The sequence below is a fragment of the Arthrobacter sp. Y3221087 genome (genome assembly GCF_059089905.1).
Window position 1 is genome coordinate 685,917 of the sequence record NZ_JBNHFE010000001.1, and the last position, 13,821, is coordinate 699,737.

Genomic DNA, 13,821 nt, shown 5'->3' on the forward strand with positions numbered 1-13,821 from the left:
CTAGGCGCAGTCCAGGGCGGTGCGCAGGGCTTCGAGGTTGCTGCGCATCACCTTTTCGTAGTCGGAGCTGTTGTCTGTCAGCCCTTCGAGCGGGTCCAGGACCGCGGTTTTGACGTTCAGGTCGGCGGCGAGTGTTTCAGCGACCTTGGGGTTGACCAGGGTCTCGGTGAAGATGGTGCTCACCCCTTCATCCTTGACCACCTGGCCGATTTCGGCCAGCCGTGCCGGTGACGGTTCGGTATCCGGTGCCAGGCCCGAAATGCCGGCCTGGTTCAGGTCATACTTGTCCGCGAGGTAGCCGTAGGCCTCGTGGGAGACGACGATGGTGCGCGTCTTGCAGGTCTTCAGGCCCTGGCTGAAGTCCTCATCCAGTTTCGTCAGTTTCCCGGACAGGGCTTCGGCGTTGGCCTCATACGCGGCGGCGTTGGCCGGGTCGGCGTCGGCCAGTTCCTCCGCTACGGCGTGGGCCGTGTGGGCGAGGCGTTCGGGGTCGAGCCAGAAGTGCAGGTCCTGGCCTTCATCGGAGTGGCCTTCCTCCGTGTGGCCTTCTTCTGAGTGGGCTTCCTCGGAGTGGCCGGCTTCCGTTTCCTCCGCGTGCCCGTGTTCCGCCGCGGCTTCGGTCTGGGTTTCCGTGCCGTGGTCATGTTCCGAGTGCCCGGCGGGGAGGGTTGCTTCTTCCGAGACGTCCAGGGCGCGGGCGGGGGACGCCTGCTTGATGGCTTCATCGACGGCGGGCTGGAAGCCGGAAAGGTACACTACGGCGCCGGCGTTTTCCAGGGAAGCCACGGCTGCCGGGGAGAGCTCGAGGTCGTGGGGCTCGGTCCCCGGAGGGGTAAGTGATTCAACCTCCACCTTGTCTCCTCCCACCTGCTCCACCACGTACTGCAGCGGGTAGAAGGACGCCATGACCTTCAAGGGCGCAGCGCCTGCGCCGGACGTGCCCGAGGGGGAAGCCTCCCCGGAGCCAGAGGCGCAGGCCGTCAGTGACAGGGCGGACAAAAGGGGCATGGCGAGAACAAGCCGGGTACGGGGTTTCATGTCACCGATTCTCATGTGAATGAGAATCAGTGTCAATTGACGCCGATAGGTGCGGTCCCGTCCTGGCGCCCCGTCCGGTGGTCAGTGCTCGTCGTAGTGGTCCCCGTGTTCGGCATGGCGGTGGCCGTCGTGGAGGTAGTCCACGTGGTCGCCGTGGGGCACCGTTTCATGCTGGCAGTCACCTCCGTGCCGGTGCTCGCTGGCCGTATGTTCGGCCGGATCGTCGTGTTCGTCGTAGTGGTCCTCGTGGGCGGCGTGGCGGTGGCCGTCGTGCAGGTAGTCCACGTGGTCCCCGTGCTGGACGGTTGCATGGGTGCAGTCGCTTTCTCCGTGCGTGTGCTCGGTGAGGGTGTGTTCTGCTTTGACTTCCTCGGTCATGATGGCTCCTTCAATGCCAGTCATTCATTGTGGCTGTTGCGGTGCGGTTCCCCGCTGCGGGGGATGGTGTCACGGATGACGTGGGCCAAATATACGCTTATGGGCTTTCGAGGGACAGGGGATGCTTCAGCACGTCAATTGATAATGAGAATCTTTCTCATGTAGCATCTGGGTCATGCCTGTGACTGTTGTGAGCTCCCTTGACATCCTTAGCCGCCAACAGGCGTGCGCCGCGCTGGCGGCCGGATCGCCCGGCGCCCTTGTCATCCTTCATGACCTGTTGGAGGACGGCGTGGTGGCCCGCCGGGTCTACCAGGACGGCCGATGCATCGAGCGGGAGGAATCTACGCTGGAGCATGGCTGCCTGAGCTGCACCGTGCGGTTGGACGTGGTGCCAGCCGTGGCCCGGTTGGTGAGGGCTGGCCTGCGCATCATTCTGGGTTTGCCTCCGGCTGTGGCTTCACAGACCGCGGTGCAGGCCCTCCGCAAGGGTCTTGGGAACTCCCTGGTGTTTGATTCGGTGGTGCTGGCCTGTGCCCCTGACGCAGTGGAAGACCAGATCTGGGACCATCACACGCTGTTCGAGTCCGGGTTTACTCCCGTCCCGGAGGATGACCGGACCCCGGGGGAGTTCCTGATGGGGGAGCTGCTGTTCAACGACTCGGTGGTGCTGGCCGATCCGGCCCTGGTGCCGGTGGATGCACAGGCACGTGCCCGGGGTGTCCAGCTCATCAAAGAGCTGGCGCCGCACGCCGCCGTCACCGAAAGCAGCGGGGACATCCGGCTGGGGAGGCATAATCTTGCGGACGCTGCAGCCCGGACAGTGCCAGGCTCGGTCCGTGTCCCCGTTGCCTCCTCTGCGCCTTTCACCACGGTGGTGCAGAAGGTTGAGCGTCCCCTGCACCCGGAACGTTTCCGGCATGCCCTGGCAGCGCTCGCCCAGGGATGCTGCTGGTTGCGCGGACGGATCTGGGTAGCGTCAGCGCCGGCCTGCCGGATCTCCATCCAGGGCATTGGGCCACGTGTCTGGCTGGAAAACACGGGCCTGTGGCAGGCCGGACGGCCTTCCCTGCCCGGTGTGCCGGCTGCGGAACCCTACGGCGCCGGAATGGAATGGCATCCCGAATTCGGCGACCGGGGAACCGTCCTGGCCGTCACCGGCGATGCACTGGACGCCGCCGAAATCCGCGCACTGCTGAAGGCATGCGAACTGACGGAAGCGGAAATGGCGTCCGGCACCACCTCTTTCCCTGATCCTTTCGGACTGAACTAACCAACAGCAACATCACTGAGGAGCACAACATGAAGGTAAGAAACTCCCTGCGGGCACTGAAGAAAATCCCCGGTGCACAGATTGTCCGCCGCCGCGGCCGCACTTTCGTCATCAATAAGAAGAACCCGCGCATGAAGGCGCGCCAAGGCTGAATCCAGGCCCCGAAAGGCTCTTCTTCCTCCGGGCGCCTCCGGACGGACATCACCACAACAACGGCCAGACCCGATACGGAACACGTCATGCCCAAAAGCAGAATACGGAAAAAGGTGCAGCAGAAGCTGACGCTGGAACGGCAGAGTAAACAAACGGAGCGTACGGGCTGCGCAACCAGCTGCTGCCCGCCTCCTGGTCGCCAAGGCTCCAAAAGCTAGGGCCAGGCACAGCCGGAGGGACGGCGCGGTGCAACCGTCCCGCGGACGGCTGCGCATCCGCTATTTTTGTCTCTTCTCCCTGGCCTGCAAGAGGGCCAAGATTGGCTTTATAGCGCTGTTGGTTGTCGGCTTGAGCGGCCGCCGGCGGATGGGAGAAGACCGTGCTCGCTGGAATGCTGTGCAAACTCAATATCCGCCATCAATGGCATGTTGAACACACCGACGACGGGGACCTCTACAAACGATGCCTGCGCTGCGGCAAGGACGCTTATGGCGGGGACGGCGCTTCCGACGGTTGGGCGCTAAGGCGGTGGTGGTAGGGCCACCGGCATCCCGAAAGCCCCTCCTGAGCCGGGGGACGCGTGGCCTACGGGCAGAGCCGGTCCAAGGTCTCTTGGAGGGCGGAGACCATTTGGTCATCCCACAGATTGAGCTTGTCATCCGTCTCCGGATCCTCAAGGGGTGTGGGCATCGGGGGCGGGATCAGGGTCATGCTGGCTTGGTACCGTCCGTCGGTGCTGGCAACCGAGGCGGTGCGGTAGGTCCAGAACCCGCCCAAACCGCCGAACCGGTGGTTGTCATCGCAGTCCTGGTTCCACTTACGCAGTCCGAGGCCAAACAGGGGGATGGCCTCCGTCTTCATCATTTCCTGCAGTGAAGCCGTGGACAGCAGGTCTCCACGGAACAGGGCTGCATAGAAGTCGTTGATATCGGACATGGTGGAAAGCGCTCCGAAGGCAGGTGACCCCAGAATGCCCGGGGCTTCGGTGATATCGAGGCGTTCCCCGTCGTATGTGATGTAGCCCCGTATGACGGAGGGGTTGGCGGCTGTGGCCGGATCAAGGGACGTGCTCTCCAGTTTGAGCGGATCAATGACGTCCGCCCGCAGCACCTCGGTAAACGGCTGCCCCCGGAGTTTCTCCACGAGCTGGCCGAGCGCCATGTAGTTGGAATCGGAATAGCGGAAGGAGCCCACGTCCCGGGCGTCCCATGGCAGTTGGGCTGTCAGTTCCAAGGCCCGTTGGGTACTGATGTCTTCCGTGACGACCCGTGGGACGTCGTCGGCGGTTTTCTCGGTGACCTCTTGGAAGGAGTGCATGCCGGATGTGTGTCCCAGGAGTTGCCGGACGGTGATAGGTCCGGGCGGCTTGAGTGCGGTGGTGAAACTGTCCAGGATGCCGTTCACAGGATCGTCCAGACCGATCAGGCCCTCCTCCACCAGCTTCATGACCGAGACGGCGGTCATGGACTTGGTGATACTGGCGACGAACACCTGGTCCTCGGGCGTCGCCGCCTCCCTTGACTCCAGGTTGCGGACGCCGTAGGCCCGGGACCAGGTACCTTCCGGCCACCTGACTTCCGCCACCACAGCAACGGAGCCCTGGTCAACAAAAGCGCGCATGGTGTTATCGATTGACTTGGCGGGAGGCGGCGCGCTGCCAAGGGAAACGGGGGCGGGAGCCGGCTCTGAATAAGTACACGCGCCCAGGGCCAGCGCCATCGCAGCCAACGCGCTGAGGAGGGGCACTCGGGATGTTTTCATGACGCCGCCAAATGTCGATGGCAAAAGAGCTGAAAGGGCGGCCGCAGGACGCAGCACAGCCTTCCGGTCTGGAATTAGAAGGCTAAGCGGCCATCGCCCGGCACGGTCAACCGACTGGGTGACCGTGGCTGCAGGTGTTTTCCCCTGGCAAAACGTCGTGACCCTGAATGCAGGTGGCCGACGGAGGTGGCGGAGTATCGTGCGCCAGGAAAAAGAGGCTGCTGTGGCCGCCGGCGATGGCGGCGTCCTCGCGCTTCAACCAGGATGTCCGCTGAGGGCCCTCTTTAGCCTCACTTTTGTGGGAACGGTGGCTGTTCCTGAATGGGTTACCGACCACGGCTGACCGCGACCTTTCCAACGACCCGTCGCTGCAATGCAGTGATTTCCGGTACCACGAGTATAGGCTCGCACCCCTTTTGACGACAGAGACACTGGCGCAACCCACGGAAGCAGGTAGGCCCGGACCGGAAGACGGGTAACAACTACTGCTGACCGTGGGTCTGCCTCGTCTATAGACTCCGGGTCCAGCCCACTTCGCTCGGAAAATGCAGGAGGATCTGATGGCGAACCACGCTCATCGTTGTGATTGGCAATGGTGCGTTAGCGTGGTTGGGCGCGTCGGGCGGCAGCGGTTGAATCTCGGAAGAGTTCGGTGTTCACGTACGCCATCGGCCCTTGGAGGTAGCTCGCCAAAACCCGCTCGCCCGAGGCGGTGAGCTCGTAGATTTTGCGCTTGGCGCCGGTGCCCACGACAGATTCCTGGCTATGGGTGATGAGGTTTAGGCCTTCCACTCGCCGTAGGGCCCGGTGCATGCTCTGCTCGTCCACCGCCAGGTGGCCCTCGCTAAGGTCGATGATGAAGCTCCGGATTTGTCCGGACCACCGCGGTTCTTCAGATAGGGCTAGCAAGATGAAGAGCATCAGGGTGCTCTTTTTGTGAGTATCGGTCCAGGCGGCGAGGACTTTGCGCTCATAGTCGGACAGTTCGTCTGCTGCCGGTTCAGACCTCGACATGCTCATAACCTCTGCTGAGCATGGCGCCGATCGTATGCACCAGAAGCCCAGTCCCCCACAATACACTCATCGACAACAGTGGACCGGACCACCCCTGCTGCAGCACCTCAGCGCGTCCGCTAAGCATCAGGATCCACGCGTGTACCCAGAAACTGCCGTTGATGATCAGGAAAGCGACAGCGTGGGCGAAGTACGATGCGTACGCGCGTTGGCGCAACGCGGTCGCATTCCTCATTGCGAACACCACCATATAGAGCGCCACTGCGGCCAGCAGCAGCATGGTGCCGGCTGTGATCTGTCCGTCCGCAATGAAGGCTGTAAATCCTTGGACAATCAGAACCCCCATTACCAGGGCTCCCGTGTAGCGGGCGAGTGTTTGATTCGTGATCGGGATGATGCCGTCGGGTCGGGTTTTCATACTAAGCTCCTTAGTAGACTATAGGCATAGTACCTTTGGTTATTACCCCAGTCCAGCGAAAATGGGGGCCCCCGGCCCGACCTGCTTGTCCCGCATGCCGAACGCTTGCTCGCTGAGGGAGGCTCGTTACCTAGTGCGTGAATCTCCGCCTGGTGGCGATTCTCGTAACTATGTCTTTAGGCAAAGCCTCTAAGACTTCTCTCGGACCTCCCTGACCATCCCGCCGCGAGAGTGCTATCTGAAGGCCGAGTAGGAGCGGTCGAAAACGACCCTTTTTGAATGCGCTTTTGAGCGCAGCCAGGGGAGCGGAAGAAGCGGGCCAATTTTGCCGCTGCCTGAGCGGCCAATTAGTTTTCGACCTGCCGCCTCGTATGTACCTCGGGGCTCTGTTGCTCATAGCGGGCCAGAGATTCTTGAGCTCGCTGCTCAGGGGGAGAAGAGGCGGGCGGCATTGAGTACCCCACGCCGCGGCACCAGGTGTAGTCGGCGTCCGGGCCGAAGACTTTCTCGGGCCCTAACAGCGGATTTCGAGTAGAGGTCGGATGTGGACTTCTATTGGCAGCCGCAGGATTGCCTGACGGCCACGTCGTCTGCGCCGACGTAGGGCGAACGAGTCCACGAACCAGGAGCGCCAGCCTCAATCGACAAAACCATACCGGAGCTGTGGTCAGTGGTGGTTCCCAGAGTGCGGCTCCGCCGATGTTGTCGTTGCCTTTGCCTCCCACCCTGTCTATCGTTAGGAACCCTATTCAGAGTTTCTGGCTGTGCAACCCGCAGCTAGTTCCTTGCATCCACGAGGTTTTGGACGATTGCGGCGAGTATCCGAAGTACTTGCTGTTCAGATGGCGGAAAGCTCCGGGGTTGTTGGTCGATGATGCACAGGGTGCCGATGTTCCAGCCGCGCGGCCCATGCAATGGATAGCCGGCGTAGAAGCGGATATGGGGCTCGCCGGTAACGAGCGGGTTGGAAGAGAAGCGCTCACTGGTGAGCGTGTCGTTGATGATGAGCATTGAGTTGTGTTCCACGGTGGCCGCGCAGAGCGCTATTTGCCTGGGAGTCTCCTCGCGGAGGGGCCCGATGACAGACTTGAGGTACTGGGTGTCTGCGCCTATAAGCGACAAAGAAGCAGCCCCGACATTAAAGAACTTTCTGGTGGCAGCGACGATCCGGTCGAAAGCTTCCTCCGGACCGGTATCTAACAGGCCTGTTCTGTGCAGTGATTTCAGGCGTTCTGTCTCGGCTTGTTCGGGCGTAAGAAGAAACCTGCCCGCGGCTCCAAGCGACGAGAGCCCATGCTCCAGGATCCTCTTCTTGTTGGCTGGGTACGGCTCGGGCCGTCCGAGCTGTATGTGGTGTGCGTGGCTGGGATGTGGTCCCGCCGCGAGACGGTAACCGTTCCTGCCACCAGGGTCGTGTTCAGCTTTGGACCGGGTGTGGGCGCCCTGGATGTAGGTGTCTACCTCGAACTTCGACCAGCGGGAATGACCGGAAGTAGCGGGCAGGAGTTTTCGGGGATCTATACCGAGCGTGGCGGCGAGCTCAAGCCGGCGCTGCAGTTCCTCATCCATGAATCCACCTCCAACAAGGTCTCGTCTCACTTATCCAAAAAAAGCAACGTTAATAAGGCTACTTACTACTTTGCCCCTCGGGCTAGTCGTGGGTCTAGAAACTCACTTCCGCTGGCCACGGGCTGCACTCTGTCAATCAGTGGCCCATCCGCAGTGAGGGTAGGTCTGCCGCCTTGCTTTTAGGTAGGTACGGGAGGCCTGCTGGAACGGGTATTGCCTACTCGTGATTCCCACCTCCGCTGGTAGTTCACTGGAAGTGCCGGCGAGGAATGGGAGCTTGCCACTACGGCTCCCGCTCCGCAACGTCGCCGGCACCACCATTGCGGCGGCTGAAACAATGAGTCCCCGGCGGGCCCGGACCGGCTCAGGAACGGCGGAATCATGCGAGTCCGATTGTCCACAGAGGACGGCACCAACCTCGCGGCCTGCCCCCACCAATTTGTTGGCCGGTGCGATGACTGTTCCGCGGCGGCAGGCCTGGAGGAATCCGGCCAGATGGTGACGGATGAAGGCGGAACAACGTTCTCCGCCGAGTGAGAACCGAATCTTGACTGAAGCTTGAGTCCCACTTGCAGGGATCTTTATCCCCGTTGGAAAGAGTAGAAGAGGCCGGAGTTCGCCGGCCCAAAAGCACAGCGTCGGCCATAAGCGGCTGACCACGCTCAAAAACTACTCCGGGGGCTTATTTGTCTGGGATTTTGCAGGAAGAAGTTGGCAACGAAAGCGGTGTGAGCCGCCGCAGGGTAGTCGCAGGCGTTGCCTGGTCGCTGCCGGTCATTGCTACAGCCATTGCCGCGCCGGCAGCTGCAGCGTCGGGAATTTCGGCGATCACACGCCTAAGTGCTGCTTCCACTATCAGCCTCGCCAGTTCAGCCACCGGTCAAGGTACCAGCCGCCCGGGCACGGGCCCGGCGAATTTCCAGATCATCAACAGCGGCAGTGCGTTCACTGGTGCAATCACCGGAACGGTCAACATCAAGCCGATCGGGATCGCAAGCGCGGGTGTCGGCATTCACTCCATCACGTCCGCCACACTGACGTCCTCGGCGTACACGAGTGCCCATGAGTACAACGCCACGTTCACCCTCGCCCAAGAGGTCCCGGCCGGCCAGACAGTAAGTGTCCCCATCTTCTTCCAATACCAGCGTGTCAACCCGGCACCCTCCGGCACTCTCGCTTACACCCTGACGATAACCCTGCGTCTTCCCGACAACACGAGCCGGATTATTACTGGCACCGTGACGGTCAGCTACTAGCGATGGTCTGGAAACGTGGCGGCCTGGTGGCCGAAGTATGCAGCGAACGCCGGAGCCGGGTTGCCCTGCTCCATGTGGATGCAACCCAGCCCGTGGTCCTGGAGGGCACGGCCGCGGTCATCTGGGACCTGATCGACGGCCAGCGAACAGAACAGTCCATCCTCGCGGAACTTGAGGCCACCTTCGAGGACCGGACAGGGCAGATGCACTCCCAGGTGGAAGGCTTCCTGGCCAGCCTGGAGGCACAGCGCCTGATCGAGGCTGCGCCCGGCAGTGGCCACTAGCAGCTTCATGCCCGGGAGCATGGGGCGAAACGCCCTCGTGTCCTGGGAGAAGCGCCTGTTCGAGGAGCTGGCCAAAGGCAGCGACCTGCTGTGCGTGGACATCCTGGGAGTGCAGTTCGGTGTCCGCTGGGGCCGCGCCGTCACCCGGCAGCAGCGGGAGGGCATGAGCGCGGCGTGGGCACGCTGTGCCAGCGTCCGCCAGCACATGCTGCCGCCGCTGCCGGAGGAACCCACGGCTGACCTGCAGTTCACGGCGTCGGTTGCCCACCGGTCCGTGACGCACGACGGCGGCACGTTCCACCTGCAGGCCGCCTCCTTTGACGAGTTGGCCGAGGTCCTCACCACCAGGCTCACGCTGGGGGCGATCCTGGCCAACGCCGGCGAGCTCACAATGCTGCACGCCTGTGGAATCGCGGATCCCCTGAAGGGTGCGGTGGTGGCACTGGTGGCCAAGTCGGGAACGGGCAAGACCACCGCCGCTTCCGTGCTGGCAAAGAGCTACGGTTACGTCACGGACGAGACAGTGGCCATCGCCCATGACGGTTCCGTAGTGCCGTACCCCAAGCCGCTCTCCGTGAAGCACAGCCAGAGCACGTACAAGCGCCAGGTGGGGCCGGACGAACTGGGACTCCTGCCGGTCACTGCCATGCCCTTCATCCAGTCCGTCGTGCTGCTTGACCGGGTCCAAGGCGGCGCAACTATGGCCTCGGTGCTGAAGAAGGTCCCGCTGGCCGACGCCGTGCTCGCCCTGCTTCCGGAGACCTCCTCGCAGGCCGAGATTGGCGCACCGCTGCAGTCGCTCTGCCACCTGATCGACGACGTCGGGGGAGTGTGGCAGTTGACCTATTCGGAGGCTGAAGACCTGCCGGCGGCTTTGGAACCGTTGTTCCGCGAACAGTCACGGTCCGGGCCGGAATGGGAAGCCAGGGTAGCCGAGGTTGCCGGGTCAGGAGACGTTCCGGAGGGCTGGTTCCGGCGTGCAGCGGCCAAGGATGCCGTGGCCATCGGCGGCGACCTCCTGGTGATGCTGGAGACCCAGGTGGTGCGGCTCAGCGGGATTGGCCCGGCCATCTGGGAAGCAGCCGCCGGCCCTGTCCAGCTGGAGGACCTGGTGGAGGCCGCTGCCAGGGTGCACGGCACGCCGGAAGGCTACCGGGCCGCCGTCGTACGAGCCGTAAAGCAGCTCACCGCGCAATCAGTTTTGGAAAAGTAAGGAAACCACCCATGACCACACCAGCCGCCGCTGCGGAAGCTCCTCCCGGCCTGGACCTGACGGACTACCTCCGCGTGGTCCGGGCGTACTGGAAGGGGATTGTCGCCCTCACCCTGCTGGCCACGCTCTCGGCGCTTGGCTGGACGGTGCTGCAGCCCAAGATCTACTCGTCGGACTCCAGCGGCATTGTGGTGACGCCCGGCTCTGACAACGTCAGCCTTTCCCTCGCCGGCGACAGCCTGGCCAAGGCCAAGGTCAAGAACTATGAGTCCGTGGCGAAGTCGCGGCTGGTGGCGGAGCGCGTCATCGCCGCCCTGGGGCTGGACACCACTGCTGACGCCCTCCTTGGCAGCATCATGGTGAAGGTCCCGCTGGACACCGCAGAGATCCGGGTGACGGCCCAGTCCACAGATCCGGCTATGGCGCAGCGCGTGGCGGATGCATGGGTCAATGGCCTCGCCGCCCAGGTGGAAGCGATAGAGACAGTGCCGCCCGCCCAAGCGGCTGTGGAGTCCGGGGCGGCGGCAACGCCCGACGCCGGAACGCCGGCGGGTGCCACGGCTACCGCGGTCCGGGTGCTTCCGCTGGGCAAAGCCGTCCTTCCCACCAGCCCCTCGTCCCCCAACACCAAGCTGAATCTTGCGCTGGGCGCACTCGTCGGCCTGGCGCTCGGCATGGCCTATGCGGTGGTCCGCCGGCACCTCGACCGTCGCGTCCGCCAGGCTGCCGAGATCGAGCGGCTGTTCGGCGTCCCCGCGATCGGCACCCTTCCTGCGGACCGCCGTCTCGACGGCAGGAGCAGCGTCCTGGACCCGGGCACCACCGAGCAGATCCACGACGCCGGGGGAGCGATGGCCGAGGCCCTGCGCGAGCTGCGCACCAACCTGAGCTTCCTGGATGTGGACCAGCCGCCCCGGATCATTGTGGTGACCAGCTCAGTACAGGCAGAAGGCAAGTCCACGGTCACCGCCAATCTCGCCGTCACCATGGCTGCGGCCGGCGAAAACGTGGTGGTGGTCGACGGCGACCTCCGCCGCCCCACGCTGGTGGACGTTTTCAACCTGGTTCCGGGCGCAGGAGTCACCGATGTCCTCACCGGCACCGCCGAGCTTGACGATGTCCTGCAGCCCTGGGGCGCACTTCCCAACCTGTCCGTCCTTGGCTCGGGCCGCATACCCCCGAACCCCAGCGAGCTGCTCGGATCCCGGGCGATGAAGACCATGCTCACTACCCTCGCCGAACGTGCCGTGGTCCTGATCGATGCCCCGCCGCTGCTTCCGGTGACGGACGCTGCTGTGCTCTCACGCGTGGCAGACGGTGCCATCGTGGTGATCCGGACCGGCAGGACCACACAGGAGCAGCTGGCCCAGTCCCTGGGGAACCTGGACAAGGTCAGGGGCCGCGTGCTGGGTGCAGTCCTGAACTACGTGCCGACCCGCGGGACGGACGCCTACTCCTACTACGGCACGTACACCTCCACTCCTGCCGCGGTGCCTGCAGCCGCTGCTGCGCTGCCCGCACGTGCCGTCCCGGATTCGCCAGCGGAAAGTGCCGTGGAAGCTGCCCTGAGCGGGCGCCGGGCCAAGAGTTAGCGTTGTCCGTGGCAGACCAAACCGATAAGGCCCAACTCAGCATCTCCGAAGGCGTGCTGCTGGCTCATGCCCTGGTCGCGCGCGTGGCGGACAGCTTGAGCGTCCGCGCCTTCTTCATCAAGGGACCGGCCAGTGTGATGCAAGGGCTTCGCCAGCCGAAGACATCAGCTGATGTGGATGTCTTCGTGGACCCTGCCGGTCTCGAGGCCACGCTCCAGGGCTTACGGGAGCGGGGCTGGCGCCAGCGCCCTGTGGATCCGGACACAACCACGTTTCCCAAACACGCTGTCACCCTTCATCACCCGGAGTGGCCGTGCTGCATCGATGTCCACTTCCGGTTTCCCGGGATGGAAGCTGACCCCGCTGATTGTTTCGAGGCAATCTGGGCCCATGCAGAGGACTTCGACCTTGCAGGGCAGACCGTGCGGGTTCCGTCACCCGCCCTCGCAATTTTGATCCTGGCACTGCACGCGCTCCGGTCACCACACCTGCCTGCCTGTCGGCAGGAACTCGCGTTCCTGACACAACAGGTCTGGCGCCAGGGTCAAGCGCCCGTCGTCCTGGACATCGCCGTAGCCACAGGCTCCCTGGCGGCAGTACGGCCCTTTCTTGAAGGCCTCCTCGAGGATTCAAATGAGGTGCAATGGCCGCAGCCGTCCACGGAATGGCGCAACCGCCTAATGGCCCGGGAACCGGGCAGCGCCCGGCTTCTTGCCATCGTCCAGGCCCCACGGCGGGACAAAGCGAGGCTGTTGTGCCGGGCCGTCTTCCCGCAGCAGCAGGTCTTTCTGAGCGGAAACATCTACGCGGACATGTCGTGGCGCGGGCAGGTCATGCACCATCGGGCGAGATGGGCCCGGTTTCTGCGTGCTGTTCCTCATATCGTGCGGGATTTCTGGGGCTGACGCGGCGCGGGAGCATGCCACAAAATTGCCATTGTCCACCGCTGATTTGTAAGGTTCACCTATGACTACGGGGAAAGCTATCACCAAAGCCGTCATTCCTGCTGCCGGATTGGGGACTCGCTTCCTGCCCGCCACCAAGGCGATGCCGAAGGAAATGCTGCCGGTTGTTGACCGGCCCGCCATCCAGTACGTCGTGGAGGAAGCCGTGAACTCGGGCCTCACCGACCTGCTGATGATCACGGGGCGCAACAAGCGCTCCCTCGAGGACCACTTTGACCGCGAGCCGGGCCTGGAGCGGGTACTGGAGGAGAAGGGCGACAAGGAGCGTCTGGAGTCCATTAAGTACGCTTCGGAACTGGGCCCCATCCACTATGTCCGCCAGGGCGAGGCGAAGGGCCTGGGCCACGCGGTCCTGTGCGCCAAGCAGCACGTGGGCAACGAGCCGTTTGCCGTCCTGCTGGGCGATGACCTTATTGACGAGGCCGAGACCCTGCTGAACACCATGATGGAGGTGCAGCAGAAGACAGGCGGTTCCGTGATCGCCCTGATCGAGGTGGACCCGTCGCAGATCAGCGCGTACGGCTGTGCCGACATCACGGCCGTCGAGGGTGAGGACTACGTCCGCGTGAACAGCCTGGTGGAGAAGCCGGCCGTGGGTGAGGCGCCGTCCAACCTGGCCGTGATCGGCCGGTACGTGCTGCATCCGTCCGTGTTCGGCGTCCTGGAGAACACCGCGCCGGGCCGCGGCAACGAGATCCAGTTGACCGACGCACTGCAGACCCTGGCCGCTGGCGAGGGCGAAGGCTCCGGCGTGTACGGCGTGGTCTTCAAGGGCCGCCGTTTTGATACCGGGGACAAGCTGAGCTACCTCAAGGCCGTCATCACGTTAGCGTCCGAACGCGTTGAGTTTGGTGAGGACCTGAAGACCTGGATGAAGGGCTTTGTGAACTAGTCACAGCCTATGGAC

General features: G+C 63.5%; 15 protein-coding genes. 9 read left to right on the top strand and 6 right to left on the bottom strand.

Annotated features, from left to right (window positions below; genetic code table 11):
* Both AC5RUO_RS03270 and AC5RUO_RS03275 read right to left on the bottom strand, forming a co-directional pair.
* Entirely contained in the window at positions 1 to 1,038 is a 1,038-nt protein-coding gene (locus AC5RUO_RS03270) for a metal ABC transporter substrate-binding protein (protein ID WP_494010145.1), read from the bottom strand.
* A gap of 81 nt (positions 1,039 to 1,119) precedes the next feature.
* Positions 1,120 to 1,440, bottom strand: coding sequence for a hypothetical protein (locus AC5RUO_RS03275; protein WP_494102799.1), 321 nt, complete (start codon positions 1,438 to 1,440; stop codon positions 1,120 to 1,122).
* 151 nt (positions 1,441 to 1,591) lie between these two features.
* Here AC5RUO_RS03275 and AC5RUO_RS03280 point away from each other — a divergent pair, with 151 nt between their 5' ends.
* Together AC5RUO_RS03280 and ykgO are read left to right on the top strand one after the other, a co-directional pair.
* A complete protein-coding gene (locus AC5RUO_RS03280) occupies positions 1,592 to 2,689 on the top strand; it encodes a GTP-binding protein (RefSeq protein ID WP_494010147.1) in 1,098 nt (365 codons plus the stop codon).
* A gap of 29 nt (positions 2,690 to 2,718) precedes the next feature.
* Positions 2,719 to 2,841 (top strand): type B 50S ribosomal protein L36, encoded by a 123-nt coding sequence (gene ykgO, locus AC5RUO_RS03285; RefSeq protein ID WP_011693081.1) that lies wholly within the window; start codon positions 2,719 to 2,721, stop codon positions 2,839 to 2,841.
* 586 nt (positions 2,842 to 3,427) lie between these two features.
* On the opposite strand, the gene AC5RUO_RS03290 is transcribed toward ykgO, so the two are convergent.
* The 4 genes from AC5RUO_RS03290 to AC5RUO_RS03305 all read right to left on the bottom strand — a co-directional run bounded on the left by AC5RUO_RS03290 (position 3,428) and on the right by AC5RUO_RS03305 (position 7,604).
* A complete protein-coding gene (locus tag AC5RUO_RS03290) occupies positions 3,428 to 4,603 on the bottom strand; it encodes a serine hydrolase domain-containing protein (RefSeq protein WP_494102800.1) in 1,176 nt (391 codons plus the stop codon).
* 600 nt (positions 4,604 to 5,203) lie between these two features.
* Positions 5,204 to 5,617: a PadR family transcriptional regulator gene (locus AC5RUO_RS03295; protein ID WP_494051230.1), complete on the bottom strand. Its 414-nt coding sequence runs from the start codon at positions 5,615 to 5,617 to the stop codon at positions 5,204 to 5,206.
* A complete protein-coding gene (locus tag AC5RUO_RS03300) occupies positions 5,604 to 6,035 on the bottom strand; it encodes a hypothetical protein (RefSeq protein ID WP_494102801.1) in 432 nt (143 codons plus the stop codon). The genes AC5RUO_RS03295 and AC5RUO_RS03300 overlap by 14 nt, the downstream gene beginning before the upstream one ends.
* A 777-nt stretch (positions 6,036 to 6,812) precedes the next feature.
* A complete protein-coding gene (locus tag AC5RUO_RS03305; RefSeq protein WP_494102802.1) occupies positions 6,813 to 7,604 on the bottom strand; it encodes a GAF domain-containing protein in 792 nt (263 codons plus the stop codon).
* A 381-nt stretch (positions 7,605 to 7,985) separates the two neighbouring features.
* Here AC5RUO_RS03305 and AC5RUO_RS03310 point away from each other — a divergent pair, with 381 nt between their 5' ends.
* The 7 genes from AC5RUO_RS03310 (at position 7,986) to galU (ending at position 13,806) form a co-directional block, all read left to right on the top strand.
* Complete coding sequence (locus AC5RUO_RS03310; protein ID WP_494010166.1) at positions 7,986 to 8,141, top strand: hypothetical protein; 156 nt, start codon at positions 7,986 to 7,988, stop codon at positions 8,139 to 8,141.
* A 191-nt stretch (positions 8,142 to 8,332) separates the two neighbouring features.
* Positions 8,333 to 8,860: a hypothetical protein gene (locus AC5RUO_RS03315; RefSeq protein ID WP_494102803.1), complete on the top strand. Its 528-nt coding sequence runs from the start codon at positions 8,333 to 8,335 to the stop codon at positions 8,858 to 8,860.
* Positions 8,861 to 8,862: 2 nt separating this feature from the next.
* Positions 8,863 to 9,144 (top strand): PqqD family protein, encoded by a 282-nt coding sequence (locus AC5RUO_RS03320; protein ID WP_494102804.1) that lies wholly within the window; start codon positions 8,863 to 8,865, stop codon positions 9,142 to 9,144.
* Positions 9,145 to 9,163: 19 nt separating this feature from the next.
* Positions 9,164 to 10,357, top strand: coding sequence for a PqqD family protein (locus AC5RUO_RS03325; RefSeq protein ID WP_494102805.1), 1,194 nt, complete (start codon positions 9,164 to 9,166; stop codon positions 10,355 to 10,357).
* A gap of 11 nt (positions 10,358 to 10,368) precedes the next feature.
* On the top strand, positions 10,369 to 11,949 hold the full coding sequence (locus tag AC5RUO_RS03330; protein ID WP_494102806.1) for a tyrosine-protein kinase domain-containing protein: 1,581 nt from the start codon (positions 10,369 to 10,371) through the stop codon (positions 11,947 to 11,949).
* An 8-nt stretch (positions 11,950 to 11,957) separates the two neighbouring features.
* On the top strand, positions 11,958 to 12,854 hold the full coding sequence (locus AC5RUO_RS03335) for a nucleotidyltransferase family protein (RefSeq protein WP_494102807.1): 897 nt from the start codon (positions 11,958 to 11,960) through the stop codon (positions 12,852 to 12,854).
* Positions 12,855 to 12,915: 61 nt separating this feature from the next.
* Positions 12,916 to 13,806, top strand: coding sequence for a UTP--glucose-1-phosphate uridylyltransferase GalU (galU, locus tag AC5RUO_RS03340; RefSeq protein ID WP_494102808.1), 891 nt, complete (start codon positions 12,916 to 12,918; stop codon positions 13,804 to 13,806).
* Positions 13,807 to 13,821: the final 15 nt, after the last annotated feature.

Excerpts from the sequence above, each read along its gene's own strand:
- ykgO (WP_011693081.1), top strand. The coding sequence starts at position 2,719 with ATGAAGGTAAGAAACTCCCTGCGGGCACTGAAGAAAATCCCCGGTGCA.
- AC5RUO_RS03305 (WP_494102802.1), bottom strand. The coding sequence starts at position 7,604 with ATGGATGAGGAACTGCAGCGCCGGCTTGAGCTCGCCGCCACGCTCGGT.
- AC5RUO_RS03270 (WP_494010145.1), bottom strand. The coding sequence starts at position 1,038 with ATGAAACCCCGTACCCGGCTTGTTCTCGCCATGCCCCTTTTGTCCGCC.
- AC5RUO_RS03295 (WP_494051230.1), bottom strand. The coding sequence starts at position 5,617 with ATGTCGAGGTCTGAACCGGCAGCAGACGAACTGTCCGACTATGAGCGC.
- AC5RUO_RS03280 (WP_494010147.1), top strand. The coding sequence starts at position 1,592 with ATGCCTGTGACTGTTGTGAGCTCCCTTGACATCCTTAGCCGCCAACAG.
- AC5RUO_RS03290 (WP_494102800.1), bottom strand. The coding sequence starts at position 4,603 with ATGAAAACATCCCGAGTGCCCCTCCTCAGCGCGTTGGCTGCGATGGCG.
- AC5RUO_RS03330 (WP_494102806.1), top strand. The coding sequence starts at position 10,369 with ATGACCACACCAGCCGCCGCTGCGGAAGCTCCTCCCGGCCTGGACCTG.
- AC5RUO_RS03275 (WP_494102799.1), bottom strand. The coding sequence starts at position 1,440 with ATGACTGGCATTGAAGGAGCCATCATGACCGAGGAAGTCAAAGCAGAA.
- AC5RUO_RS03310 (WP_494010166.1), top strand. The coding sequence starts at position 7,986 with ATGCGAGTCCGATTGTCCACAGAGGACGGCACCAACCTCGCGGCCTGC.
- AC5RUO_RS03325 (WP_494102805.1), top strand. The coding sequence starts at position 9,164 with ATGGGGCGAAACGCCCTCGTGTCCTGGGAGAAGCGCCTGTTCGAGGAG.
- galU (WP_494102808.1), top strand. The coding sequence starts at position 12,916 with ATGACTACGGGGAAAGCTATCACCAAAGCCGTCATTCCTGCTGCCGGA.
- AC5RUO_RS03300 (WP_494102801.1), bottom strand. The coding sequence starts at position 6,035 with ATGAAAACCCGACCCGACGGCATCATCCCGATCACGAATCAAACACTC.
- AC5RUO_RS03320 (WP_494102804.1), top strand. The coding sequence starts at position 8,863 with ATGGTCTGGAAACGTGGCGGCCTGGTGGCCGAAGTATGCAGCGAACGC.